The organism is Parvibaculum sp., from assembly GCF_030651915.1.
In the GTDB taxonomy this organism is placed as follows: Bacteria; Pseudomonadota; Alphaproteobacteria; order Parvibaculales; family Parvibaculaceae; genus Parvibaculum.
This window is the reverse complement of record NZ_JAUSBV010000002.1, coordinates 388,930-414,023: the sequence shown is the minus strand read 5'-3', so window position 1 is coordinate 414,023 and position 25,094 is coordinate 388,930. Positions and strand designations below refer to the sequence as shown.

The window sequence follows — 25,094 nt, the reverse complement described above, 5'->3', positions numbered from 1 at the left end:
GGGGTTGGGGCGCTATCCACTGCTTCTTTTTCCACCCTCCCCCTGAGGGAGGGTCGAAATTTGCTGAGCGTCAGCGAAGGAAATTTCGGGGAGGGGTAAGCGGGGAACTGCGACGCATAATCGAGATTCCTGCATCCGCCGACAACGGAGCACCCCTCCCCAAACCGCTTGCAGCGGTTTGACCCTCCCTCAGGGGGAGGGTGGAAAGAGCGTGCAATCGCCGATCCTCAGATCACCTGGCGGAGCTGCTTCAGGTGGTCGAGCTTTTCCTGCGCCGCCTGACGCTTGGCGTCGGATTTGGCGTCGGTGACGTCTTCCTGCGCATGGGCGATTTCGCGGTCGAGCGCGGCAGCGTCGAGCTCGGCCAGCGGCACGGTGAACTCGGCCAGCACAGTGAGGCCCTTGGGCGTCACTTCGGCAAAACCGCCACGCACGAAAATCCGCTGCTGCGGCTTGCCGGCCTCGTCGATATTGACGATGCCGGGACGCAGCGTCGACATGACCGGCGCATGGCCCGCCATGATGCCCATGTCGCCCTCGGCGCCGGGAATCGCCACCATGTCGACCTGGCCCGAAAAGAGCAGGCGCTCGGGCGAGACGAGATCGAATTGCAGCTTGTCAGCCATCGAACTTCACCTTGTCGGACGGATTACGCCGCTTCCTTGGCCAGACGCTCGGCCTTGGCGACCGCGTCTTCGATCGTGCCGACCATGTAGAAGGCCGCTTCCGGCAGATGATCGTAGTCGCCGTTGCACAGACCCTTGAAGCCCTTGATCGTGTCCTTGATGTCGACCAGCACGCCGGGCGTGCCGGTGAAGACTTCGGCGACGAAGAAGGGCTGGCTGAGGAAGCGCTCGATCTTGCGGGCGCGGGCGACGACCAGCTTGTCTTCTTCCGAGAGCTCATCCATGCCGAGAATGGCGATGATGTCCTGGAGCGACTTGTAGCGCTGCAGGATTTCCTGCACCTGACGCGCCGTGTCGTAATGTTCCTGACCGACAACGCGCGGCTCGAGAATGCGGCTGGTCGAGTCGAGCGGATCGACGGCGGGATAGATGCCCTTTTCCGAGATCGCGCGGTTGAGCACGGTCGTGGCATCCAAGTGAGCAAACGAGGCGGCAGGCGCCGGGTCGGTCAAGTCGTCGGCGGGCACGTAAATGGCCTGCACCGAGGTGATCGAACCCTTGGTTGTCGTCGTGATGCGTTCCTGCAGCTGGCCCATGTCGGTGGCGAGCGTCGGCTGATAGCCCACGGCGCTCGGGATGCGGCCGAGAAGCGCCGACACTTCCGAACCCGCCTGCGTGAAGCGGAAGATGTTGTCGACGAAGAACAGCACGTCCTGGCCCTTGTCGCGGAAATGTTCGGCGACGGTGAGGCCGGTCAGCGCCACGCGGGCACGCGCCCCGGGCGGCTCGTTCATCTGGCCGAACACCAGCGCGCATTTCGAGCCCGTGGTATCGCCATTGTTCTCGTTCGGGTCCTTGTTGACGCCCGATTCGATCATCTCGTGATAGAGGTCGTTGCCTTCGCGCGTGCGCTCGCCGACGCCGGCGAACACCGAATAGCCGCCATGGGCCTTCGCGATGTTGTTGATCAGTTCCTGGATCAGCACGGTCTTGCCGACGCCGGCGCCGCCGAACAGGCCGATCTTGCCGCCGCGCGCGTAAGGCGCCAGCAGGTCGACGACCTTGATGCCGGTGACGAGCATCTGCGCTTCCGTCGACTGCTCGACAAAGGACGGCGCTTCCTGATGGATTTCGCGGCGCGTCTCGTGCTTGACGGGGCCCGCTTCGTCGACCGGCTCGCCGATGACGTTGATGATGCGCCCCAGCGTTCCGTCGCCGACCGGCACCGAAATCGCCGAACCGGTGTCACGGACTTCCTGACCGCGGGTCAGGCCCTCGGTCGTGTCCATGGCGATGGTGCGCACCGTGTTCTCGCCGAGATGCTGCGCGACCTCGAGGACGAGGCGGTTGCCGCCATTGTCCGTTTCCAGCGCGTTCAGAATGGCGGGCAGATTGTCGGTGAACGTAACGTCCACGACGGCGCCGATAACCTGAGCGATCTTTCCGACTGCCTTGCTCATGCGAGTTCCTTCATCTTCCCTTTAGGGGATCGTTCTAGACCGGTTCATCGCTTCGTTGAATCGATGAACCGGTCTAACCATTGGTATTACGCAATTCCGGACGGAAAACCGGTTTCCACTTTTCCTGGAATTGCTCTAGAGCGCTTCAGCGCCCGAGATAATTTCGATCAGTTCCTTGGTGATCATCGCCTGCCGCGAACGGTTGTAGGTGATGTTGAGCTTCTTGATCATGTCGCCGGCGTTGCGGGTGGCGCTGTCCATGGCCGACATCTTGGCGCCGAATTCACCCGCCACGTTTTCGAGCAGCCCGCGGAAAATCTGCACCGACAGGTTGCGCGGCAGAATGTCCTTCAGGATCTCGGTCTCGTCGGGCTCGTATTCGTAAACCGCGCCGCCGAGATCGACACCGCCGCCGGCACCCGCCGGCACGCTGGCCGGGATCAGCTGCTGGGCGGTCGGGATCTGGCTGACGACGTTGACGAATTTCGAATAGAAAAGCGTCGCCACATCGAACTCGCCGGCTTCGAAAAGCTCCAGCACGGCGCGCGAAATATCTTCGGCCTGTGCGAAACCGATCTGGCGGATGCCGGTGAATTCCCACGACCGGATAATCTTGTCGCCGAAATCGCGGCGCAGCGCATCGCGGCCCTTGCGGCCGACGGTGAGGATCTTCACCGTCTTGCCTTCGCCGATCAGCTTGCGGATATGCGTGCGGGCGAGACGCGCGATCGAGGAGTTGAAACCGCCGCAGAGACCGCGATCGGCGGTGGCGACGACAACCAGATGCACCTTGTCGCTGCCGGTGCCGGCCAGGAGTGCCGGCGCATCGGCGCGGCCGGCCATGCCGGCCGAGAGATTGGCAAGCACGCGGTCCATGCGCTCGGCATAGGGACGCGCGGCTTCCGCCGCTTCCTGCGCACGGCGCAGTTTCGCGGCGGCGACCATCTGCATCGCCTTGGTGATCTTCTGCGTCGCCTTGACGCTGGCGATGCGGTTTCTAAGGTCCTTGAGGCTGGCCATTCGCCCTTACCTTTTACGCGCGCTCAGGCAAACGCCTTGGAGAAGCTTTCGACGGCTGCCTTCAGCTTGGCTTCCGTGTCGCCCGAGATCTGCTTCTCGCTGCGGATTGCATCGAGAACGCCGGCATGGTTCGAGCGGACGTTGCGCAGGAACTCCTGCTCGAAGCGGCCCACCGCCGAAACCGGCAGCTTGTCGAGATAGCCGTTGACGCCGGCATAGATCACGACGACCTGTTCTTCGATTTTCAGCGGCGAGAACTGGCCCTGCTTCAGAAGCTCGGTCAGGCGCGCGCCGCGATTGAGCAAGCGCTGCGTCGCCGCGTCGAGATCGGAACCGAACTGTGCGAAGGCCGCCATTTCGCGGTACTGCGCCAGCTCGCCCTTGATCTTGCCGGCAACCTGTTTCATCGCCTTGATCTGCGCCGACGAACCGACGCGGCTGACCGAAAGGCCGACGTTCACGGCCGGACGGATGCCCTGATAGAAGAGATCGGTTTCGAGGAAGATCTGACCGTCGGTGATCGAGATCACGTTGGTCGGGATGTAGGCCGACACGTCGTTGGCCTGCGTCTCGATGATCGGCAGCGCGGTCAGCGAACCATTGCCGTTTTCGTCATTGAGCTTCGCGGCGCGTTCGAGCAGGCGCGAATGCAGATAGAAGACGTCGCCCGGATAGGCTTCGCGTCCCGGCGGACGGCGCAGCAGCAGCGACATCTGGCGATAGGCGACGGCCTGCTTGGAAAGATCGTCATAAACGACAAGGCCATGCATGCCGTTGTCGCGGAAATACTCGCCCATGGTGCAGCCGGCGAACGGCGCCAGGAACTGCAGCGGCGCCGGATCGGACGCCGTGGCGGCAACGATGATCGTGTATTCAAGCGCGCCGTTTTCTTCCAGCGTCTTGGCGATCTGCGCCACCGTCGAGCGCTTCTGGCCGATGGCGACATAGATGCAATAGAGCTTCTGGTTTTCATCATTGCCCTGGTTCAAGGGCTTCTGATTGAGGATCGCGTCGATGGCGATGGCGGTCTTGCCGGTCTGGCGGTCGCCGATGATCAGCTCGCGCTGGCCGCGGCCGATCGGGATCAGCGCGTCGATGGCCTTGAGGCCGGTCTGCATCGGCTCATGCACCGATTTCCGGGGGATGATGCCGGGCGCCTTGACGTCGACGCGGCGGCGCTCCGACGAAACGAGCGGCCCTTTGCCGTCGATCGGATTGCCGAGCGGATCGACGACGCGGCCGAGAAGGCCCTTACCGACCGGCACGTCCACGATGGTGCCGGTGCGCTTGACGGTGTCGCCTTCCTTGATGTTCCGGTCGGAACCGAAAATCACGACGCCGACATTGTCCTGTTCGAGGTTGAGCGCCATGCCACGCACGCCGCCCGGGAACTCGACCATTTCGCCGGCTTCGACATTGTCGAGACCGTAGACGCGGGCAATACCGTCACCGACGGAAAGCACCTGGCCGATCTCGGAAACCTGCGCCTCGGCGCCGAAATCCTTGATCTGCTGCTTGAGGATGGCGGAAATTTCCGCGGCCTGAATGTCCATCAGGAGGCCTCTTTCATGGCAATCTGGAGAGAATTGAGCTTGGTCTTCAGCGACGAGTCGATCATGCGGCTGCCGACCTTGACGATCAGGCCGCCGAGAAGCGAGGCATCGACGCTGGTGTCGATCTGCACGTCCTTGCCCGTGGCCGTCTTCAAGGACGCCTTGAGGGCTTCGACCTGCGCATCATTGAGCGGATGCGCCGAGGTCACATCGGCCGTCATCTCGCCGCGCTTGCGGGCGAGGATCGCGCGATAGCCCGCGATCATGTCGGCCAGCGCAAAGAGACGGCGGTTGCGGATGACGAGGCCGACGAAATTCTTGACCAGCGTCGAAGTGCCGGCCTTGTCGAGCACGGCGGCAAAGGCGCGCCCCTGCTCGTCGGCGCTGAAAATCGGGCTCTTGACGAGGCGCGTCAGGTCGCCGCTCGCGCCCAGCATGGCGGCGATCGCGGCAAGATCGGCCGCAACAGCGTCGAGCGCGTTCTGCGCTTCGGCCAGTTCGAACAGGGCCGTCGCATAACGGCCGGCCATGCCGGAAACGGGGTGATCTGATGACACGTGCGGCGCTCGCCTGTGCTTTGTCGTGAGGGCCGGCGCGCGAGGCCGGAGCCTGCCGCCAACTATTTGAAATCGCTAGCTTATTTCAGCCCGAAGAAACGCGGGAAAGTGCCCTGCCCCCGAGGCCGCGCGTTAGGTAACACATGGCCTTCGCCGGCGCAACAGGAACGCCCGGAAATGGCCGGCCCTGCGGCATTTTGGGCATCGCTGCGGGCCCGCGCCGGGCCTGCCGCAGCGTCCGCTTGACCTTGCGGGTCACGCTTGCCGTTACATGAAGCTGTAGGGATCGATATCGACCGAGACGCGGACCGCGTTCGGCAGCTTGAGCGGCCCGAGCCAGGCCTGCATGAAGGCCTGCACATTGATGTTGCGGCCGGCCTTGACCAGAAACCTGAGCCGCGTGCGGCCGCGCAGCAGCGCCATCGGCGCCGGCGCCGGCCCCAGCACCGAAACCTCATCGGCTTTCGGCACGCAGCGGCTCATGTCGCGGGCGGTGCGCCGCGCCAGCTCCGCATCGGCCGAGGCGACGACGACGCCGACCAGCCGGCCGAACGGCGGCAGATGGACCCGCTCGCGCGCCTGCGCTTCGCGGTCGAGAAAGGCATCGCGGTCGCCCGAGCAGAGCGCCCGCATGACGCCGTGTTCGGGCATGTAGGTTTGCAGGAAGACGCGGCCCGGCCGCTCGGCGCGACCGGCCCGGCCCGCCACCTGCTGCAGCAGTTGGAAGGTGCGTTCGGCGGCGCGCAGATCGCCATTTTCGAGACCGAGATCGGCATCGACGACGCCGACCAGCGTCAGCCAGGGAAAGTGATGGCCCTTGGCGACAATCTGGGTGCCGACAATGATGTCGATCTCGCGCGCCTCGATGGCGGCGAAGACCGCCCGATGCGCGGCCGGCCCGCGCAGATTGTCGGAAGAAACGATGGCAGTGCGCGCATCCGGAAAAAGCGTGGCGACTTCCTCGGCGATGCGCTCGACGCCCGGGCCGCAGGCAACCAGCGCCTCCGGCTCGCCGCACGCCGGACAGGACGTCGGCACCGGCGCGGTGTAGCCGCAATGATGACAGGCCAGCTCGCGGCGGAAACGATGTTCGACCAGCCAGCTCGAACATTGCGGGCATTCGAAGCGATGGCCGCAACTGCGGCAGAGCGTCAGCGGCGCATAGCCGCGGCGGTTGAGAAACAGCATCGCCTGTTCGCCGGCCTCGAGCGCCCGCGTCATTTCGATCACGAGGCGCGGCGACAGCCAGCGCCCGCGTTCCGGCGGATCGCGGCGCATGTCGATCGCCTCGATCTGCGGCATCTCGGCGACGCCGTGCCGCGCTTCAAGACGCAGCCGCCGGTAGCGGCCCTGATCGGCATTGACGACGGTTTCGAGCGAGGGCGTGGCCGAACTCAGCACGATCGGAAAGGCGCCGAGCGAAGCGCGCACCACGGCCATGTCGCGCGCATGATAGGCAACGCCGTCTTCCTGCTTGAAGGCCGCCTCGTGCTCTTCATCGACAATGATGAGACCGAGTTCCGGAAAGGGCAGGAAGAGCGCCGAACGCGCGCCGACCACCACGCGGGCGCGGCCTTCGGCAACGCCGCGCCAGACCCGCGCCCGTTCGCGCGTCGACAGATCGGAATGCCACTCGGCCGGGCGGCAGCCGAAGCGCTGCTCGAAACGATCGAGAAATTGCTGGGTCAGCGCGATCTCGGGCAGCAGGATCAGCACTTGCGCGCCGCGCCGGAGCGCCTCGGCCACGGCCTCGAAATAGACCTCGGTCTTGCCCGAGCCGGTGACGCCGTCGAGCAGCGTCGCCGAATAGGCGCCGGCGGCAACGCTGGCGACCAGCGCCGCGGCGGCCTCGGCCTGATCAGGCGACAACGCCATGCCTTGCGCATCGGGTTCGGGCGACGGGAACGGCGCTTCCGCCGGCATTTCGACAGGGGTGAGCGTGCCGGCCTCGACCAGCCCGCGCACGACGCCGTCCGAAACGCCGGCCGCCTCGGCCAGCTCGCGCACAGTGCGGACAAAACCGTCGCCGGCCGTTTCGACGACGCGCAGGCGGGCCGGCGTCATCCGCGCCGGGCGGGCATCGGTGAGCTGGTAGGCGATCCTGAGCCGCGGCGGCTCGAGCGCACCCGGCGCCCGGATCGCCAGCCTCAGCACCGAACCGCGCGGGGCCAGCGTGTAGCCCGAGACCCAGTCGATGAAACGCCTGAGCGCCTCGGGCATGGGCGGCGCCTCGAGCCGCTCGCTGACGGATTTCAATCGCTTGCGCTCGATTGCGCCGCTGCCCGGCCCCCAGACGACACCGATCAGTTCCTGCGCGCCGAGCGGCACCGCAACATAATCGCCCGGCGAAAGGGTTAACCCCGCCGGCACCGCATAATCATAGGGTTCCGGCAATGCCAGCGGCACCAGCACGGCAACGCTTTCGGGCGGCGCCATGCGGTTGGGGCTTGTGGATATTTCGGAGGCCATACGTTTTGTTCGGGCGATCGCGCACAGGGGGTCATTTCAAAACCGAGGCGACACTGTAACGCCTCATAAAGCAAGCGGCACGACTTGCCTTGCGCGAGATCGCGCGGCAAGGCAAAAGGACAAGCCTTCCGGCCGCGACTGCACTAGACTGGCCGCCGAACCGAGACCCGCGCCCCTCCCTCGCCGCAGAAGAAGCACCCATGAAATTTTTCGTCGACACCGCCGACATCGCCGACATTCGCGAGCTTGCCGAGACCGGCCTGCTGGACGGGGTGACGACAAATCCCTCGCTGATCGCCAAATCGGGACGCGACTTCATCGAGGTCATCACCGAGATCTGCGGCACGGTCGAAGGACCGGTCAGCGCCGAGGTAACGGCGCTCGACGCGCCCGGCATGATCGCCGAAGGCCGCAAGCTGGCAAAGATCGCCAAGAACATCGCGGTCAAGGTGCCGTTGACCTGGGACGGTTTGAAAGCCTGCAAGGTGCTGACCGGCGAAGGCAGCATGGTGAACGTAACCTTGTGCTTCTCGGCCAACCAGGCGCTGCTGGCCGCCAAGGCCGGCGCGACTTTCGTGTCGCCCTTTATCGGCCGCCTCGACGACGTCAATATCGACGGCATGGAACTCATTCACGAAATCCGCGCCATTTACGACAATTATCCGGCCCTGACGACCGAGATCCTGGCCGCCTCGATCCGCAACGCCAACCATGTCAAGGACGCCGCCATCGCCGGCGCCGATGTGGCAACCGTGCCGCCTTCGGTGCTGAAAGGTCTTGTTCAGCATCCGCTGACCGACAAGGGCATCGAACTCTTCCTCGCCGATTGGAAAAAAACCGGCCAGAAAATTCTCTGACCGCACGAATTAATGCGCCGGCCGAAAGAAACTGGAAACGCTCCCTGGGAGATGCTGAGACCATGAGCCAGCACAACGACAGACCGGAAGCCCAACGGATCGACGACGCCCCGCTCGCGATCACCGCGAGCGACGTCACAGCCTATCTGCGGCGGCATCCCGAATTGCTGGCCAACGATCCCGACCTGATCGCCGCGCTGGTGCCGCCCTCGCAATCGACCGGGCGCAACGTGCTCGACATGCAGCATTTCATGATCGGCCGTCTGCAGAACCAGGTGCGGATGCTGCGCGACATCCAGTCGGAGCTGATCGAGGCCTCGTCGCTGAACAGCCTCGCCCGCGAACAGGTTCATGCCGTGGCGCTGCGGCTGATCGATGCCGGAAGCTTCGAACATCTGATCGAATTCGCGACCAGCCCCGACGGGCTTGCCCGCATGCTCGGCGTGCGCGCCGCGACGCTCTGCATCGAAACGGCGAACGGCGTTGCCGGCATCGGCATTCGCGGCGTGCGCGTGCTGGAGCCGGGCGGCGTCGACCGCATTCTGGGTCTGGGCACGAATTGCCGCCTTGCCGCCCATGTGCGCGGCAGCCGCGGCCTTTACGGCGGACTGGCCGAGGACGTCAATTCCGAAGCGCTGGTGCGCCTCGACTTCTCACCATCGACGCCGCCGGGCCTGCTGGCGCTGGGCGGCTTCGACGCCGAACAGTTCCATCCCGATCAGGCGATCGACCTGCTCGAATTCCTGGCCCGCATCGTCGAACACTGTGTGCGCCAATGGCTCGACCTGCCGCCCGCGAGGTGACGGGCGCACCGACGCCCGACGACGCCGCGCGGACCATTCCCGCCCATGACGACGCGCGCCGCGAAATCCGCAACTGGTATGCGCATCTTCTTGGCGAGCGCCGCGTCAGCGAGGCGACGCTGATCAATTATCACCGCGACCTGACGCGCTTCTTCGAATTCCTGGTCGATCATCTGGGCGGGCCGGCCGATCTGAAGGCGCTGGCCTCGCTCGAGCTGCGCGACTTTCGCGCCTTTGTCAGCCATCGCCGGGGCGAGGGCCTCACCAGCCGCAGCGTGGCGCGCATGCTGTCGAGCCTGCGCTCCTTTTTCGGCTTTCTCGACCGCACCGGCATCCTCGCCAATGCGACGCTGAAGGCGCTGCGTGCGCCGAAGCTGCCGCACGGCATCCCCAAACCGCTGACGATGAAGGGCGCCGAGACGCTGCTCGACGGCGCCAGGGAGGCCGACATCGCGCCCTGGAAAGCGGCGCGCGATGTCGCCGTGCTGACGCTGCTTTATGGCTGCGGGTTGCGCATCTCCGAAGCGCTGGGGCTCGCGCGCCGCGACGCACCGCTGAAAGATGTGTTGCGCATCACCGGCAAGGGCAACAAGGAACGGCTGGTGCCGGTGCTGCCGGCGGCGCGGCAGGCGGTGGATGCCTATCTCGAACTTTGCCCGCATGCGCTGGCGCCCGCCGATCCGCTTTTCGTCGGCGCGCGGGGCGGCCGTCTCGATCAACGCCAGGTGCGCCAGACCATGATCGATCTCCGGCGCGGCCTCAACCTGCCGGAGACGGCAAGCCCGCATGCGCTGCGCCACAGTTTCGCGACACATCTCTTGGCCGGCGGCGGCGATCTGCGCGCCATCCAGGAATTGCTGGGCCATGCCAGCCTGTCGTCGACGCAGATCTATACCGAGGTCGATCCGGCGCGGCTGCTGGAGATTTACGACAAGGCGAAGGGGCGGCGGTGACGCCTCACATATGGATCGGCAGGCCGGTGACGGCGAGTGCCGCTTCCTTGACCGCTTCCGACAGCGTCGGATGGGCAAAACAGATGCGGGCAATGTCTTCCGAGCTTGCCGAGAACTCCATCGCGATGGCGGCTTCCGCGATCAGCTCGCCGGCATTGACGCCGATAATGTGAACGCCGAGCACGCGGTCGGTCTTCTTGTCGGCGAGGATCTTGACGAAACCATCGGTCGTCTTGTTGGCCTTGGCGCGGCCATTGGCCGTGAACGGGAACTTGCCGGCATTGTAGTCGATGCCCGCTTCCTTCAACTGTTCCTCGGTCTGGCCGACGCTTGCCACTTCGGGCGCGGTGTAGACGACGCCCGGAATGACCTCGTAATTGACCGCGCCGTAATGGCCGGCAAGCTTCTCGGCCAGTGTCACGCCCTCTTCCATCGCCTTGTGCGCCAGCATCGGGCCGGCGATCACGTCGCCGATCGCATAGATGCCTTCGACATTCGTCCGGTAGCTTTCATCGACCTCGACGCGGCCGCGTTTATCGGTCTTGACCCCGACCTTGTCGAGACCGAGGCCGGCCGTATAGGCGGTGCGGCCGACCGCGACCAGCACGACATCGGCATCGAGCGTTTCGGCATCGCCGCCCTTGGCCGGCTCGACCGAAACCTTGAGTCCCGATTTCTGCTTCTCGACTTTCGTGACTTTGGCGCCGAGCTTCAGCGTGAAGCCCTGCTTCTTGAGGATGCGGGTGAAGTTGCGGACCACCTCGCCATCCATGCCCGGCAGGATGTTGTCGAGGAATTCAACGACGGTCACTTCCGCGCCGAGACGACCCCAGACCGAACCGAGTTCGAGCCCGATGACGCCGCCGCCGATGACCAGCAGTTTGCCCGGCACCTTGTCGAGTTCGAGCGCGCCGGTCGAGGAAACCACCGTCTTTTCGTCGATCTCGATGCCCGGCAGCTTCGCGACATCCGAGCCGGTGGCAATCACGATATTCTTCGTCTCGAGCGTGCGGTCGCCAACCTTGACCTTGCCGGCCGCCTCGATGACGCCCTCGCCTTTCACCCATTCGATCTTGTTCTTCTTGAACAGGAACTCGATGCCCTTGGTGTTGCCGTCGATCGCCTCATCCTTGAAGGCGAGCATCTGCTTCAGATTGAGCTTCGGCTTGCCGACCTCGATGCCCATGCCTTCGAAGGCATGGCCCGCCTCGTGGAAAAGTTCCGAGGCATGCAGCAGCGCCTTTGACGGGATGCAGCCGATATTGAGACAGGTGCCGCCCAGCCGGTCGCGCTTTTCGACCACCACGACCTTGAGGCCGAGCTGGGCGGCCTTGATCGCGCATTCATAGCCGCCCGGGCCAGCGCCGATCACCACGATGTCGAATGCGTCTGCCATGAATTTACCTCAGAGGTCGAGCAGCAGGCGCTGCGGGTCTTCGAGCGATTCCTTGACGCGCACCAGGAAGGTGACCGCCTCCTTGCCGTCGACAATGCGGTGATCGTAGGACAGCGCCAGATACATCATCGGCCGGATTTCGACCTTGCCGCCGATGGCGACCGGCCGTTCCTGGATCTTGTGCATGCCAAGCACGCCCGATTGCGGCGCGTTGAGGATCGGCGTCGACATCAGCGAGCCGTAGACGCCGCCATTCGAAATCGTGAAGGTGCCGCCCTGCAGTTCTTCGAGTTTGAGCTGGCCGTCGCGGGCGCGGCTGCCGAGCGCGTTGATTTCCTTTTCGATCTCGGCCAGAGACAGGTCCTGCGCCTCGCGCAACACCGGCACGACAAGACCGCGATCGGTACCGACCGCGACGCCGATATTGTAGTAGTTCTTGTAGACCAGTTCCTCGCCGTCGATTTCGGCATTGACGGCCGGGATTTCGCGCAGCGCGTGAATGACGGCCTTGACGAAGAAGCCCATGAAGCCGACGCGCACGCCATGCTTCTTTTCGAAGAGATCCTTGTATTGCGTGCGCAGCGCCATGACGCCCGACATGTCCACCTCGTTGAAGGTGGTCAGCATGGCAGCCGTGTTCTGCGCCTCCTTGAGACGTGTCGCGATGGTCTTGCGCAGGCGCGTCATCTTCACGCGTTCCTCGCGCGCGCTGTCGTCGCGCGGCGCGGGCGCCGCAGCCGGCGCTTCAGACCTGCCCTGACCGCCCGATTTCGCGGCGGCCTCGGCATCTTCCTTGGTAACGCGGCCGCCGCGGCCCGTGCCGTCGATCTTCGACACATCGAGATCGTTCTCGGCCGCAACGCGGCGCACCGCCGGCGAGGGTTGCGCATCGGCGGGTTTGGCCGGCGCCTTGGCTTCGGACTTGGGCGCTTCAGCCTTCTTCGGCTCTTCCTTTTTCGGCTCTTCCTTTTTCGGTTCTTCCTTGCGCGCGGCGGCAGGCGCCGCGGCCTTGCCCTTGCCTTCGCCAATCTCGCCCAGGAGCGCGCCAACCTCGACCGTCTCGCCGTCCTTGACCATGATTTCGGAGAGCACGCCCGACTTCGGCGCCGGCACCTCGACCGTCACCTTGTCGGTTTCGAGCTCGACCAGCGGCTCGTCGATCGTGACCTGATCGCCCGGCTTCTTGAACCACTTCGCGACGGTCGCTTCCGTCACCGATTCGCCCAGCGTGGGCACGCGAATTTCCGTCGCCATACGTCTCTTGCCTTTCCGAAACCGGATTCGCCCCGAAACCTCAATCGATCTTCAGTGCTTCCGAAAGAAACTGGTTCAATTCCTGATTGTGCTTGCTGAGAAGGCCTGTCGCCGTCGCCGCCGAGGCCGGCCGCCCGACATAGGAAGCGCGACGATAACGCGCCCCGACATGATCGAGCACCCATTCGATATTGGGCTCCATGAAGAACCAGGCGCCCATGTTCTTCGGCTCTTCCTGACACCAGATGAACTCAGCCTGCGGGAACCGCGAAAGCTCGGTGATCAGCGATTTGGCCGGGAAGGGATAGAGCTGCTCGACACGCATCAGATAGATATCGTTGATCTCGCGCCGCTCGCGTTCCTCGTAAAGATCGTAATAGACCTTGCCGGTGCAGAGCACGACGCGCTTGATTTCCTTGTCGTCCACCAGCTTGATCTTCTGGTCAGGCAGCAGCGCAGCGTCGTCCCAGAGCACGCGGTGGAACGAGGAGCCCGGTCCGAATTCCTCAAGCTTCGACACACACCGCTTGTGGCGCAGCAGCGACTTCGGCGTCATCATGACGAGCGGCTTGCGGAACTTGCGGTGCATCTGCCGGCGCAGAACATGGAAGTAATTCATCGGCGTCGTGCAGTTGACAACCTGCATATTGTCTTCGGCGCAGGACTGCAAAAAACGTTCGAGACGTGCCGAGGAATGTTCCGGCCCCTGCCCTTCATAGCCATGCGGCAGCAGCAGCACGAGGCCCGACATGCGGAGCCATTTGCGTTCGCCCGACGAGATGAACTGGTCGATCACGACCTGCGCGCCATTGGTGAAATCGCCGAACTGCGCTTCCCAGAGCACCAGCGCATTGGGTTCGGCAAGGCTGTAGCCATATTCGAATCCGAGCACCGCGGCTTCCGAAAGCATCGAGTTGATGACTTCGAACTCCGCCTGTTCGGAAATGCTGTTGAGCGGAATGTAGCGATCCTCGTTTTCCTGATCGTTGAGCACCGAGTGGCGCTGGACGAAAGTGCCGCGTTCGCTGTCCTGACCGGAAAGGCGCACTTTGATGCCCTCATCAAGCAGCGAACCGAAGGCCAGTGCCTCCGCCGTCGACCAGTCGATGCCCTCGCCCGTTTCGATCGACTTGCGGCGGTTTTCGAGAAAGCGCTGGATCGTCTTGTGAACGTTGAAACCTTCGGGCACCTCGGTCAGCTTGCGGCCGATCTCGCGCAGCCTGTCGATCCCGACTTCCGTCTCGCCGCGTCGCGCCTCGCCTTCGGCACGGCCGAAGCCGGACCAGCGGCCATCGAGCCAGTCGGCCTTGTTGGGACGGAAATTGTTCGACGCATCGAACTCACCATCGAGCTCCGCACGGAATCCGGCGATGCGCGCGTCGACCTCCTCCCGCGTCATCAACCCTTCGCTGACGAGCCGGTTCGAATAAACCTGCAATGTCGTCGGATGATCCTTGATCTTCTGGTACATCAAGGGCTGCGTCATGCTTGGGTCGTCGCTCTCGTTGTGACCGAAGCGGCGGTAGCAAAACATGTCGATGACGACGGGCTTGTTGAAACGCTGCCGGAACTCGGTTGCAATCTTGGCGGCATGAACCACTGCCTCCGGATCGTCGCCGTTCACATGAAAAATCGGCGCCTGCACCATTTTCGCGACATCGGACGGATAAGGCGAGGAGCGGCTGTAGATCGGGCTCGTCGTGAAACCGATCTGGTTGTTGATGATGAAATGGATCGAGCCGCCAGTGCGGTGACCCTTCAGGCCCGACAGGCCAAGACATTCGGCAACGATACCCTGCCCCGCAAATGCCGCATCGCCGTGGATCAGCAGCGGAATGACGCTGCCGCGCTGACGATCGTGATGCTGATCCTGCTTGGCGCGCGCCTTGCCGAGCACGACGGGATCGACGATTTCGAGATGTGAGGGATTGGCGGTCAGCGACAGATGCACCTTGTTGCCGTCGAACTCGCGGTCCGATGATGCACCAAGATGATATTTGACGTCGCCCGAACCGTCGACGTCTTCGGGATTGGACGAACCGCCCTTGAATTCATGAAAGATCGCGCGATAGGGCTTCGACATCACATTGGCAAGAACGTTGAGGCGCCCGCGATGCGCCATGCCGAACACGATCTCCCGGGCGCCCAGCGCGCCGCCGCGTTTGATGATCTGCTCGAGCGCCGGGATCATCGCTTCCGCGCCGTCAAGCCCGAAACGCTTGGTGCCGACATATTTGACGCCACAATACTTCTCGAAGCCTTCGGACTGGATCATCTTGTCGAGGATCGCCGAGCGGCCCATATCGGTGAAGGCAATTTCCTTGTCCGGTCCTTCAATGCGTTCCTGAATCCAGGCCTTCTCTTCCGGATCGCCGATATGCATGAACTCGACCGCCAGCGTGCCGCAATAGGTGCGGCGCAGAATGTCGAGCATTTCGCGCACGGTTGCCGTTTCGAGACCGAGCACATTGTCGATGAAGATCGGCCGGTCGAGATCGTCGGGCCCGAAGCCGTAGCTTTCGGGCTGCAGCTCGGGATGCTGCGATTTGGGCCGCAGGTCGAGCGGATCGACATCGGCATCGAGATGGCCGCGAATGCGATAAGCACGGATCATCATCAGCGCACGGACGGAATCGAGTGTCGCGGCCCGGATCTCGTCCTGGCTGGCGGCCGGCGCGCGCTCGGCAATCTTCTGCTTCATGCTGCCGGAGACGAATTCCGGTGCGCCCCAATTGCCGTCAAGCGCGCTGACAAGCTCGCCATTGGCGGCGGGCGGCCAGTCATCGCGCCGCCACGAGGCACCGCGCGCTTCCCGCAACACATCTTCCGGGCTGTCGTCGAGACCGTCGAAGAAGGCGCGCCACTCGGCATCGACCGATTGCGGATCGTGCTGGTATTTCGCGTAAAGCCCTTCGACGAAAACGGCGTTGGCGCCGTAGAGAAAGGATGTCCGCTCGAAGCGGTCGTTCGCGCCGTTGCTGCTCATCGGAACCGATCCATGTGACGAAGGCGCCGGAGCGGGAGTTGCGGGCGCCTGAAGAGCCGTTTCGCCGGAGAGAAAATCATTGGGCGTCACCGCGCCGCCCGTCGCCTTGAGAATGGCGTCGAGCGTCGGCCATTCGGGCCGCCGCTGGCCGTTCATGCAGCGCGTGACCGTGGACACCGAAACGCCAAGCTGCTCGGCAAAGGCGCTTGCCGTCAGATTGTTGGATTCCAGCCATTCGGAGAGTTTCATGCTTAAAATTTGCCAGAGAGGCAATCCAGCGTCAATGCGATTTGCCTTGTAGGCACATTCTGGAACCAGACCAGATAAGCGCGCAAACCGACCCTAGAGAACCAGAATATAGTAAACCGATGACAAATTAGCAGGACCGGCGTCAACAAAGGGTTCAAACGCGCCGCGGGGCTCCCGGAAAACCCGGAAACCCCGTGAAAATCGCCGAAAACAGCCAAAAATCAGCCCTTCAGCACCTCGACCAGCGTGGTCCCGAGCGCCGAAGGCGACTTGGCGACCGTGATGCCGGCCGAGCGCATGGCCTCCATCTTGTCTTCCGCGCCGCCCTTGCCGCCCGAAATGATCGCGCCCGCATGGCCCATGCGGCGGCCCGGGGGCGCCGTGACGCCGGCGATGAAGCCGACTACCGGCTTCTTGATCTTCGAGGCTTTCAGGAACTCGGCCGCATCTTCCTCCGCCGAGCCGCCGATCTCGCCGATCATGATGATCGAGGTCGTGGCCGGATCGCCAAGGAACATCTCGAGGCAGTCGATGAAATTGGTGCCGTTGACCGGATCGCCGCCGATGCCGATGCAGGTGGTCTGCCCGAGACCGGCCGCCGTGGTCTGCGCCACGGCTTCATAGGTCAGCGTGCCCGAGCGCGAGACGATGCCGACCGAGCCCGGCTTGTGGATGTGGCCGGGCATGATGCCGATCTTGCATTCGCCGGGCGTGATGACGCCGGGGCAGTTGGGGCCGACAAGGCGCGTCTTCGAACCCTGCAGCGCCCGCTTCACCTTGACCATGTCGAGAACCGGAATGCCCTCGGTGATGCAGACGGCAAGCTCGATACCGGCATCAATCGCCTCGAGGATCGCATCGGCCGCGAAAGGCGGCGGAACATAGATCGCTGAGGCCGTCGCCCCGGTCTTTTCGACCGCCTGCGCCACCGTGTCGAAGACCGGCAGATTGAGATGCTTCGAGCCGCCCTTACCGGGGCTGACGCCGCCGACCATTTTCGTGCCATAGGCAATCGCCTGTTCCGAATGGAACGTACCCTGATTGCCTGTGAAGCCCTGGCAGATGACCTTGGTGTTCTTGTCGACGAGAACGGACATTATATTTCCTATCAACCTAGTGCGTAGATTTTGCGTTCGAAGCCCGAGCGAAGAAAATTCCGACGTCAAACACCTGAGCCATTGACCGAGTAGAGTAGAAAAACCGGATCATCGAGGGCCTCACCAACCTTTTCCACATCTTCCTCGGAAAGCGCTTCAGGCGCTTCATAGTCTCCGCCAAGACGATCCGTCTCATCTTTTGAGAAATCTATGGCAGGACCCGTTCCCATATGTGCGGATACTAGTTGCTCATAAACGTTCTCTGGCCCTGCATAAATCTGCCCTTTATTGAACTTTAACAGCCTGCCGGATGTCGTATGCCGGTCATCCATTCCACTCAGATAAACATAACGGCGCATGGCATTGGAACTACCCTGAACGAAGCCACTTTTGAAATGAGCAATGAGATAAACTGCGCTTTCCTTCGTCACCATCCCCTTGATGACGCATGCCGAAAACCAAGGGGAGTTCCCGAACTTCACCCTTGTTCGATTAAAGGAAATTGAAACCGTCTTATCACGATCCAACCACCATCCATGCAGGTCGGCATAGTCAGTTTCCGCGCGTTCCAGCGAACCAGGATCGCCCGCGCTTTCATCGTTCTTCCGGGTCAAACTCGCCTCAACGAATTTGGCGCCAATCTCGGCAATCTCCTCGGACGAAAAAGGGATCAGGTTGTGAGCCCCTGCAAATGCGCTGATTTTCTCCAATGACGGCTGTTCCGTACCAGGGCATACGCTCGCCCAATCCGAACCAAGTTCAACCGTGTTCTCTCCACAAGCTGCCAGAAGCAGGCTACAAGCGAACAGGACAAATCTGGTCCAGATCGAAAGCACCTATGCGGCCTCCTTCACGGCTTTGACGATCTTCTCGGCCGCATCGGCGAGGTTGTCCGCAGAAATGATCGGCAGGCCGCTATCGGCCATGATCTTCTTGCCAAGATCGACATTGGTGCCTTCGAGGCGCACGACCAGCGGCACGCCGAGCGAGACTTCCTTCGCTGCAGCGACAACGCCTTCCGCGATGATGTCGCAACGCATGATGCCGCCGAAGATGTTGACCAGAATGCCTTCGACATTCTTGTCCGACAGGATGATCTTGAACGCCGCCGTCACCTTCTCCTTGGTCGCACCGCCGCCGACATCGAGGAAGTTGGCGGGCTCGGAGCCGTAGAGCTTGATGATGTCCATGGTCGCCATGGCAAGGCCGGCGCCATTGACCATGCAGCCGATCTGGCCGTCGAGCTTGATGTAGTTGAGATCGTATTTCGAAGCTTCGACTTCCGCCGGATCTTCTTCGGTGAGGTCGCGCAACTCGACGATGTCCTTGTGGCGGTAGAGCGCGTTGGAATCGAAGTTCACCTTCGCGTCGAGGCAGATAAGATTGCCCTCGCCCGTGACGACCAGCGGATTGATTTCGAGCATGCTCATGTCTTCGCCGACAAAGGCCTTGTAGAGCTTGTCGATCAACGCCACGCCCTGCTTCACCTGGTCACCTTCGAGGCCGAGCGCGTAAGCAACCTTGCGGCCGTGAAAGCCGCTGATGCCCGAAGCCGGATCGATGGAGAAGCTGAGGATTTTTTCCGGTGTCTTCTTCGCCACTTCCTCGATGTCCATGCCGCCTTCGGTCGAGACGATGAAGGAGACGCGCGACGTCACGCGGTCGACGACGATGGAGAGATAGAGTTCGCGCGCGATCGAGGAGCCTTCCTCGATATAGAGGCGATTGACCTGCTTGCCGTCCGGGCCGGTCTGATGCGTGACCAGCGTCGAGCCGAGGAGCCGCGCCGCTTCCAACTTCACGTCGTCGACCGATTTCACGACCTTGACGCCGCCGGCCTTGCCGCGGCCGCCCGCATGGATCTGCGCCTTCACGACCCAGACCGGGCCGCCAAGTTCCTTCGCTTTCGCCACGGCTTCTTCGGGCGAGAAGGCCGCATGGCCTCGCGGCACCGGCACGCCATACCTCGCGAGCACGGCCTTGGCCTGGTATTCGTGAATGTTCATGGAAAAACCGTCCGGCTGGTCGGCGTCGCGGGAACCCGTGCGCCGGGAGAGGAAAGATCGCTTGCCCGATAGCCCCGATAGCTAGGTCGGATGGCCGCGAGTTATACCACCCGAGCGGACGGGTGCAACCGGCAGAAGGCAGGCCGCCAGTCACTCCACCGTCACGGCAACTGACACAAAATTCAATTGCGTCAGCAGGATAGGGGATGACGTAACGTCACCGCCCCGCCTCAGCGCAGGTCGCGCTGGACGATCCGGTCGGAGCCTGCCGACAGTTCGAGATAGAGCCCGTCATAACCGATCATCACGCCGTTCGGGCGCACATCGGAAACACCGCGCAGAAAAACGCGATGCGCCAGCGCATTGGGCAAGCGCGGCACAATGTGGCTGTAGACCAGCAGTTTGGCGCCCGCCTGATTGGCGACTTCGGCGGCCTCGACCGGCGTTGCGTGATAGTCGGGAATGTCGTGCATGACCTTGGCGCGGCGGTCGCCGCGGGCGGCCAAGCCCTCCTCCAGAAGAGCCACCATGTGGGGGGCCAGGGCGTCATGGATGATCACATCGGCGCCGACACCGAAACGGGCGATATTGGCGTCCTTGCCGGTATCGCCGCTGAACACGACCGAGCGGCCCTGATAGTCGATCCGGTAGCCATAGGCCGGATCGACCGGCTCGTGCGACACCCGGAAGGCGGTGATTTTCACGCCATCCTCGTCGAACACGGTGACCGCGCTGTCGCGGTCGGGGACTTCGACCACGATGGGGCGGGACTGCGCGCCGGCCTCGGAAAAAAAGTCGGGGCCATGATGCGCGATCCGGTAGCCGTCATCATGCGAATAGGCAAGGTCGAAACCGGCGGCGACATCCTCAATGCCGGGCGGGCCGTAAAGGGCCAGCGCCTCGCGCCGGCCGGCCGCCCATGTGTTGAGCGCGATATCGGGCAGGCCGCTGATATGGTCGGAGTGGAAATGGGTGATGAGGACGCCGGTAATGCCGCCGACCGGAAGCTGGAAGGCCGCGAGCCTGTCCCAGCCGCCAAGCCCCGCATCGACCATGAACAGCTTGCCACCGGCATAGACGGCGGCACAGGACTGGGCCCGCTCCGGATCGGGCATGGGCGAGCCGGTGCCGCAAAGCACGACATGCAGGGCGCCGGGCGCAAGCACCGCGTCATTGACGCCGACATTGGCGGCGACGACGCGCCGCAAGACGGCATCTTGCGCGGCCGGCGAGAACCAGACGATCCCGAAGGCGACAAGCACCAGTGCCACAACCCCGCCCGCGCCGAAAATCCAGATCCGCTTCATCGCCTTGCCCTCCCGTTTGGCAGCACTAATTAATGTAATACATTAATCATGAAATGACGAAGCCGCAAGTTGTTGGCATCAAGAATGTCATAATATCCCGGCAGCAAAAAGGGCGGGCCCGAAGGTCCGCCCCTGCATCGTGTCCCCAAAGCGGGCGGACCGCCTTACTTTTTCTTTTTGGCCGGCGCCTTTGCCTTCGACGCACCCTTGGCGACGGCCGGGTCGATCTTCTTGCAGGCATCGACAAGGCCCTTCACGGCGCCGACGGAGCCCATGAACTGCTTCTTCTCGGCCGCGTTGAGATCGATCTCGACAATGCGCTCGACACCGCCGGCACCGATTACCACCGGCACGCCGACATACATGTCCTTCACGCCATATTCGCCGTTGAGATAGGCCGCGCAGGGCAGCACGCGCTTCTGATCGCCGAGATAGGCTTCGGCCATCTGGATGCCGGAAGCGGCGGGCGCATAAAAGGCCGAACCGGTCTTCAGGAGACCGACGATCTCGGCGCCGCCGTCGCGGGTGCGCTGGATGATCTTTTCGAGCTTCTCCTTGGTCGTCCAGCCCATCTTGATGAGGTCGGGCAGCGGAATGCCGGCAACCGTCGAATAGCGCGCCAGCGGCACCATCGTGTCGCCATGGCCGCCCAGCACGAAGGCGGTCACATCCTCGACCGAGACCTTGAACTCCTCGGCCAGGAAATAGCGGAAGCGCGCGCTGTCGAGAACGCCGGCCATGCCGACGACCTTGTGATGCGGCAGCCCCGAAAACTGGCGCAGCGCCCAAACCATCGCATCGAGCGGATTGGTGATGCAGACGACAAAGGCGTTCGGCGCATATTTGGCGATGCCTTCGCCGACCTGTTTCATCACCTTGAGGTTGATGCCGAGGAGGTCGTCGCGGCTCATGCCGGGCTTGCGCGGTACGCCGGCGGTGACGATCACCACATCGGCGCCCTTGATACCCTTGTAGTCGTTGGCGCCGGAAAGCGCCGCATTGTAGCCCTCGACCGGCGACGTCTGGGCCAGATCGAGCGCCTTGCCCTGCGGCAGCCCTTCGGCGATGTCGAAGATGACGATATCGCCGAGCTCCTTGAGCCCCGCCAGAAGAGCCAGCGTGCCGCCGATCTGGCCGCCGCCGATAAGTGCGATTTTCTTGCGCGCCATGGTGAGAAGCCTCCGGAAATGCCTGCGCTCTGATGAATTCAGCTGCCTAGTATCCTGAATCCGTGGATTCCGCAACGGACCGGCGACGCTTCGTTAACGCCAATTTAACCATCAATGGTGTATCGCATTGACACAAATGCCGCCGCGGCAGCATGATTTCCAACAGGCATGACAGGTTCCGGTAAGCGCAAGACGTCATCATGCATGACGGCAGGCCGGAACAACGGCGCAAGATCCGGGGGGACAGGCGCCTTTGTTGCGGCCGCCATTGCGGCCGGCCGGTGTAATGAGGGGCGTGCGTAATGTCAGTTGAGCGGACCCGCCAGGATCGGCGGAGCGGAACCGGCAAGACGGTTCTCGCGATTGCAGTTTGCATCGGCCTTTCAGGCTGTGCGGCGCCGGCCATCGGCGCACTGACCGTCGGCCAGCTTCTGACGGTCGCCGGCATTTCCTCCACCATCATGACCGGCCGCGATCTCGGCGAACATGTCGTGTCGGCCTTAACCGGCAAGGACTGCCGCCTTCTCGAAAGCCTGTTGCGCAATGGCCGCGACTTCTGCGAAGAGCGCGGTTCCGATGCGACACGCGATGATTTCGGCGGCGTGATCGCGCTGCTCGAAGGCCCCGACGGCCGCAAGCAGGAAACCCGCGTCGCCGCGTCCGAACTCGATCCGCATGTGCTGGGTTTCGTACCCGTGGACCGCCGCGCGGCACATGAATTCTCGCTCGAAATCGCCCGCGAGGCAGCACGCGGCAAACCGCGCGAGACTGTTTCCTTCGGTATGATGTCGGCAACCTTCGGTCAGTCCTTCGACTATCGACTGGACATGGAACCGCAGCGCCCCTTCCCGGCGCAAATTGCCGAAAGCCCGGCCCCGGCCGACACGACAGCGATTGGCCTGCGCCCGTCGCTCCCGCCGTCCAAAAAGCTCTAAGCCGTCAGTCGGCGCTTCCGAGCGCCAGATAGTCGAGGCTCTGCATCTCGATCAGCCGCGACGCCGTGCGTTCGAATTCGAACGCGCCGTCGCCTTTTTCGTAGAGCGCTTGCGGCAGCGCGGCGGCCGATAGAATGAGTTTGGTCTTTGCCTCGTAAAGCGCGTCGATCAGCGTGACAAAACGTTTAGCCTCGTTGCGCCGCTCCGGCCCCATCGCCGGCACATCGCGAATGATGACGGTGTGAAAGCTCTGCGCGATCTTCAGATAGTCGGCCGCGCCGAGCGGTTTCGCGCATAGATCGGAAAACGAAAACCGCGCCACGCCATGCGCCGCTTCCGGCACCTCGACGGCACGCCCCTTCAAGGCGAGTGTGATCGGATCGCCATGCACCCTGTCGGTGAGCGCCGTGAACGCCCGGTCGAGCGCGGCATCGGCATCGGGCCCGAGCGGCGCGTGATAGACCGGCAGCCCCTTGATCCGGTCCATCCGGTAATCGGTATCGCTGTCGAGATGCAGCACATCCATCCGTTCCTTGACCAGATCGATGAAGGGCAGGAAGCGGTGACGGTTGAGACCGCCCTCGTAAAGCCCGTCCGGCGCCCGGTTCGATGTCGCGACGACGACGACACCGCGTTCGAAAAGCTGCGCGAAAAGCCGGCCGAGGATCGAGGCATCGGCAATGTCGTGGACCTGGAACTCGTCGAAACAGAGCAGTGCCGCCTCGCGCGCAATGGCATCGGCGACCGGCGGGATCGGGTCGGCGCCCTTGACCGTCCCCGCCTTCTCCTGCTGCCGCCATGCGTGAATGCGTTCATGAACTTCCTGCATGAAGGCATGGAAATGCACGCGGCGGCGCGGCTCGATGACCACCGTGTCGAAAAACAGATCCATCAGCATCGACTTGCCGCGGCCGACCCCGCCCCAGACATAGATACCTTCGGGCGGCGTCACCGGCCTGCCGAAGCCGGCCCAGGCGAAGGGTCCGACCTTCTTGCCGGGCGTCCATTCGGCGAGTTCGTCGGCGAGGTGCTGCAGATGCTGGGCGGCATGCGCCTGCGCCGCGTCCGCGGCGATTTCGCCGCGCGCAACCTTGCCGCGATAGCTGGAAAGCGGTCCGGAACTCATGCGCCGTCGAAGAGAACATTGCACGAACATAGCGACTCGGCCATCATCCGGTTCCACCGATCGAAGGGTTCACGCATATGCAGCATCTGGTCAGGCTCGCCGGACAGTTCGAGGAAGCGTCGCAACGCTACGCCGCCACAAACGGCATAACGCGAAACGAGGACTGGTTCATCCTCAAACTTCAAGAGGAGCTGGGCGAGCTGACACAGGTCTGGATGAAGCTGACCGATCGTGGGCGCAAGCGCGGCCTTGGCGAGGCGGAACTGCGCGAGGCGCTGGCCGACGAAACGGCGGACCTGCTCGGCCACATCCTGTTGTTCGCGCGGAGGAACGGTATCGACCTTGCGCCGGCCATTTCACGCAAATGGCGCTTCGAGCCGCGCTGACGTTCAACCCATCGCCCGCCATTGCTCGAAATAGGGCGCGAGCGCCAGCGCCTTGTCCTCCTCGGCAAGCGGGATGCCGAAATAGGTGCCGAGCACGTCGGCGATCTCGTCCACGCTTTCGAGTTTCCGCGCTTCGGCCTTGCCGTCGAGGCTGCGAATCTTGAAATCGCAATTGAAGAGCGACAGCCATTGGCCCTCGCGCGGCAGGCCCGCCATCAGGAATTGCACGAAGATCGAGCCGGGATGCGTGGAGGTGTACCAGCTCGCGACCTCATAATCGCTGCGGCGATGCGGCTCCAGCGTGAATCGGTAGATCGGCGTCCACTCGCCCGCGATCTTCGCCTGCAGCTCGAAGCCGTCTTCATGGGTGAGCAACCGGCGCGGCTCATGCGGCGTCTGCTGCTCGATGCCAGTCTCGAAGCGGATCGGGCCGGTCATGGTGAGGCCGCCGAAACCGACATCGGCAACGAAGGGGCCTTCCGGCAGTTCGACCCGCATCAGCATGTGCGAGCGCGCGGTGTCGGCATTCTCCGGCGCCATCCAGCGCACGCGGCCGATCAGCGTGGTGACGTCGAAGCCGAGTTCGCCAAGCACCGCCGCAAAAAGCGCATTCACCTCGAAGCAATAGCCGCCGCGCTTCTCCGTCACGAGCTTCCTCTGCAAGGACGGCAGGTCGAGATTGACCGGACGTTTCGCCAGTACGTCGAGATTTTCGAAGGGAATCGATAGCGCATGGGCGTAGTGCAGCGCTTTCAACGTGTCGAGCGTGGGTGCCCGCGGGCCGTCATAGCCGATACGGGCGAAATAGGAATCGAGGTCGATTGTTGTGTCTTCGGTCATAGCCGGCTCCGTCGGAAAAGCTCCGTCCCATATGGAAATGACGCT

Annotated in this window: 21 protein-coding genes; 5 read left to right on the top strand and 16 right to left on the bottom strand. The window is 63.2% G+C overall.

All coding sequences use genetic code 11. The annotated features are described in order from the left end of the window. Nucleotides 1–227 precede the first annotated feature (227 nt). The 6 genes from Q7V31_RS02480 to Q7V31_RS02455 form a co-directional block, all read right to left on the bottom strand. Nucleotides 228–626, bottom strand: a complete 399-nt coding sequence (locus tag Q7V31_RS02480) for a F0F1 ATP synthase subunit epsilon (protein ID WP_304732232.1) — start codon at nt 624–626, stop codon at nt 228–230. Between the two features lie 23 nt (nt 627–649). After that, complete coding sequence (gene atpD, locus Q7V31_RS02475) at nt 650–2,086, bottom strand: F0F1 ATP synthase subunit beta (protein WP_304732231.1); 1,437 nt, start codon at nt 2,084–2,086, stop codon at nt 650–652. A 135-nt stretch (nt 2,087–2,221) separates the two neighbouring features. Further along, nucleotides 2,222–3,106 carry a F0F1 ATP synthase subunit gamma gene (locus tag Q7V31_RS02470; protein ID WP_304732230.1) on the bottom strand — a complete coding sequence of 295 codons (885 nt, stop codon included), beginning with the start codon at nt 3,104–3,106 and terminating at the stop codon, nt 2,222–2,224. A 23-nt stretch (nt 3,107–3,129) separates the two neighbouring features. Continuing rightward, complete coding sequence (gene atpA, locus Q7V31_RS02465; protein ID WP_304732229.1) at nt 3,130–4,659, bottom strand: F0F1 ATP synthase subunit alpha; 1,530 nt, start codon at nt 4,657–4,659, stop codon at nt 3,130–3,132. Further along, complete coding sequence (locus Q7V31_RS02460) at nt 4,659–5,216, bottom strand: F0F1 ATP synthase subunit delta (protein ID WP_304732228.1); 558 nt, start codon at nt 5,214–5,216, stop codon at nt 4,659–4,661. The genes atpA and Q7V31_RS02460 overlap by 1 nt, the downstream gene beginning before the upstream one ends. A gap of 267 nt (nt 5,217–5,483) precedes the next feature. Then, on the bottom strand, nt 5,484–7,685 hold the full coding sequence (locus Q7V31_RS02455) for a primosomal protein N' (RefSeq protein WP_304732227.1): 2,202 nt from the start codon (nt 7,683–7,685) through the stop codon (nt 5,484–5,486). Between the two features lie 200 nt (nt 7,686–7,885). Between Q7V31_RS02455 and fsa the strand changes: the two genes are divergently transcribed. The 3 genes from fsa to Q7V31_RS02440 all read left to right on the top strand — a co-directional run bounded on the left by fsa (nt 7,886) and on the right by Q7V31_RS02440 (nt 10,298). Further along, nucleotides 7,886–8,542 carry a fructose-6-phosphate aldolase gene (gene fsa, locus Q7V31_RS02450; protein WP_304732226.1) on the top strand — a complete coding sequence of 219 codons (657 nt, stop codon included), beginning with the start codon at nt 7,886–7,888 and terminating at the stop codon, nt 8,540–8,542. A 62-nt stretch (nt 8,543–8,604) separates the two neighbouring features. Then, nucleotides 8,605–9,345, top strand: coding sequence for a DUF484 family protein (locus Q7V31_RS02445; protein ID WP_304732225.1), 741 nt, complete (start codon nt 8,605–8,607; stop codon nt 9,343–9,345). Next, nucleotides 9,318–10,298 carry a tyrosine recombinase XerC gene (locus Q7V31_RS02440; protein WP_304732224.1) on the top strand — a complete coding sequence of 327 codons (981 nt, stop codon included), beginning with the start codon at nt 9,318–9,320 and terminating at the stop codon, nt 10,296–10,298. Before Q7V31_RS02445 ends, Q7V31_RS02440 begins: the two co-directional genes overlap by 28 nt. Before the next feature lie 4 nt (nt 10,299–10,302). Here Q7V31_RS02440 and lpdA read toward each other — a convergent pair whose 3' ends face one another. From lpdA to mdh, 8 genes are all read right to left on the bottom strand, one after another. Then, nucleotides 10,303–11,694 (bottom strand): dihydrolipoyl dehydrogenase, encoded by a 1,392-nt coding sequence (lpdA, locus tag Q7V31_RS02435; protein ID WP_304732223.1) that lies wholly within the window; start codon nt 11,692–11,694, stop codon nt 10,303–10,305. 9 nt (nt 11,695–11,703) lie between these two features. Further along, nucleotides 11,704–12,948 carry a 2-oxoglutarate dehydrogenase complex dihydrolipoyllysine-residue succinyltransferase gene (odhB, locus tag Q7V31_RS02430; protein WP_304732222.1) on the bottom strand — a complete coding sequence of 415 codons (1,245 nt, stop codon included), beginning with the start codon at nt 12,946–12,948 and terminating at the stop codon, nt 11,704–11,706. Between the two features lie 40 nt (nt 12,949–12,988). After that, nucleotides 12,989–16,183 (bottom strand): 2-oxoglutarate dehydrogenase E1 component, encoded by a 3,195-nt coding sequence (locus Q7V31_RS02425; protein ID WP_304732221.1) that lies wholly within the window; start codon nt 16,181–16,183, stop codon nt 12,989–12,991. Nucleotides 16,184–16,404: 221 nt separating this feature from the next. After that, a complete protein-coding gene (gene sucD / locus Q7V31_RS02420) occupies nt 16,405–17,280 on the bottom strand; it encodes a succinate--CoA ligase subunit alpha (RefSeq protein ID WP_304732220.1) in 876 nt (291 codons plus the stop codon). A gap of 65 nt (nt 17,281–17,345) precedes the next feature. Continuing rightward, nucleotides 17,346–18,116, bottom strand: coding sequence for a hypothetical protein (locus Q7V31_RS02415; protein WP_304732219.1), 771 nt, complete (start codon nt 18,114–18,116; stop codon nt 17,346–17,348). After that, entirely contained in the window at nt 18,117–19,286 is a 1,170-nt protein-coding gene (gene sucC, locus Q7V31_RS02410) for an ADP-forming succinate--CoA ligase subunit beta (protein WP_304732218.1), read from the bottom strand. A gap of 230 nt (nt 19,287–19,516) precedes the next feature. Next, complete coding sequence (locus tag Q7V31_RS02405; protein ID WP_304732217.1) at nt 19,517–20,593, bottom strand: MBL fold metallo-hydrolase; 1,077 nt, start codon at nt 20,591–20,593, stop codon at nt 19,517–19,519. 164 nt (nt 20,594–20,757) lie between these two features. After that, on the bottom strand, nt 20,758–21,762 hold the full coding sequence (mdh, locus tag Q7V31_RS02400; protein WP_304732216.1) for a malate dehydrogenase: 1,005 nt from the start codon (nt 21,760–21,762) through the stop codon (nt 20,758–20,760). A gap of 302 nt (nt 21,763–22,064) precedes the next feature. Between mdh and Q7V31_RS02395 the strand changes: the two genes are divergently transcribed. Continuing rightward, nucleotides 22,065–22,697 carry a hypothetical protein gene (locus tag Q7V31_RS02395; protein WP_304732215.1) on the top strand — a complete coding sequence of 211 codons (633 nt, stop codon included), beginning with the start codon at nt 22,065–22,067 and terminating at the stop codon, nt 22,695–22,697. Between the two features lie 4 nt (nt 22,698–22,701). On the opposite strand, the gene zapE is transcribed toward Q7V31_RS02395, so the two are convergent. Beyond that, entirely contained in the window at nt 22,702–23,823 is a 1,122-nt protein-coding gene (gene zapE / locus Q7V31_RS02390; RefSeq protein ID WP_304732214.1) for a cell division protein ZapE, read from the bottom strand. Nucleotides 23,824–23,900: 77 nt separating this feature from the next. On the opposite strand from zapE, the gene Q7V31_RS02385 reads away from it, so the two are divergent. Beyond that, a complete protein-coding gene (locus Q7V31_RS02385; protein ID WP_304732213.1) occupies nt 23,901–24,209 on the top strand; it encodes a pyrophosphatase in 309 nt (102 codons plus the stop codon). A 3-nt stretch (nt 24,210–24,212) separates the two neighbouring features. On the opposite strand, the gene Q7V31_RS02380 is transcribed toward Q7V31_RS02385, so the two are convergent. Continuing rightward, nucleotides 24,213–25,049, bottom strand: a complete 837-nt coding sequence (locus Q7V31_RS02380; protein ID WP_304732212.1) for an arylamine N-acetyltransferase — start codon at nt 25,047–25,049, stop codon at nt 24,213–24,215. Nucleotides 25,050–25,094 lie beyond the last annotated feature (45 nt).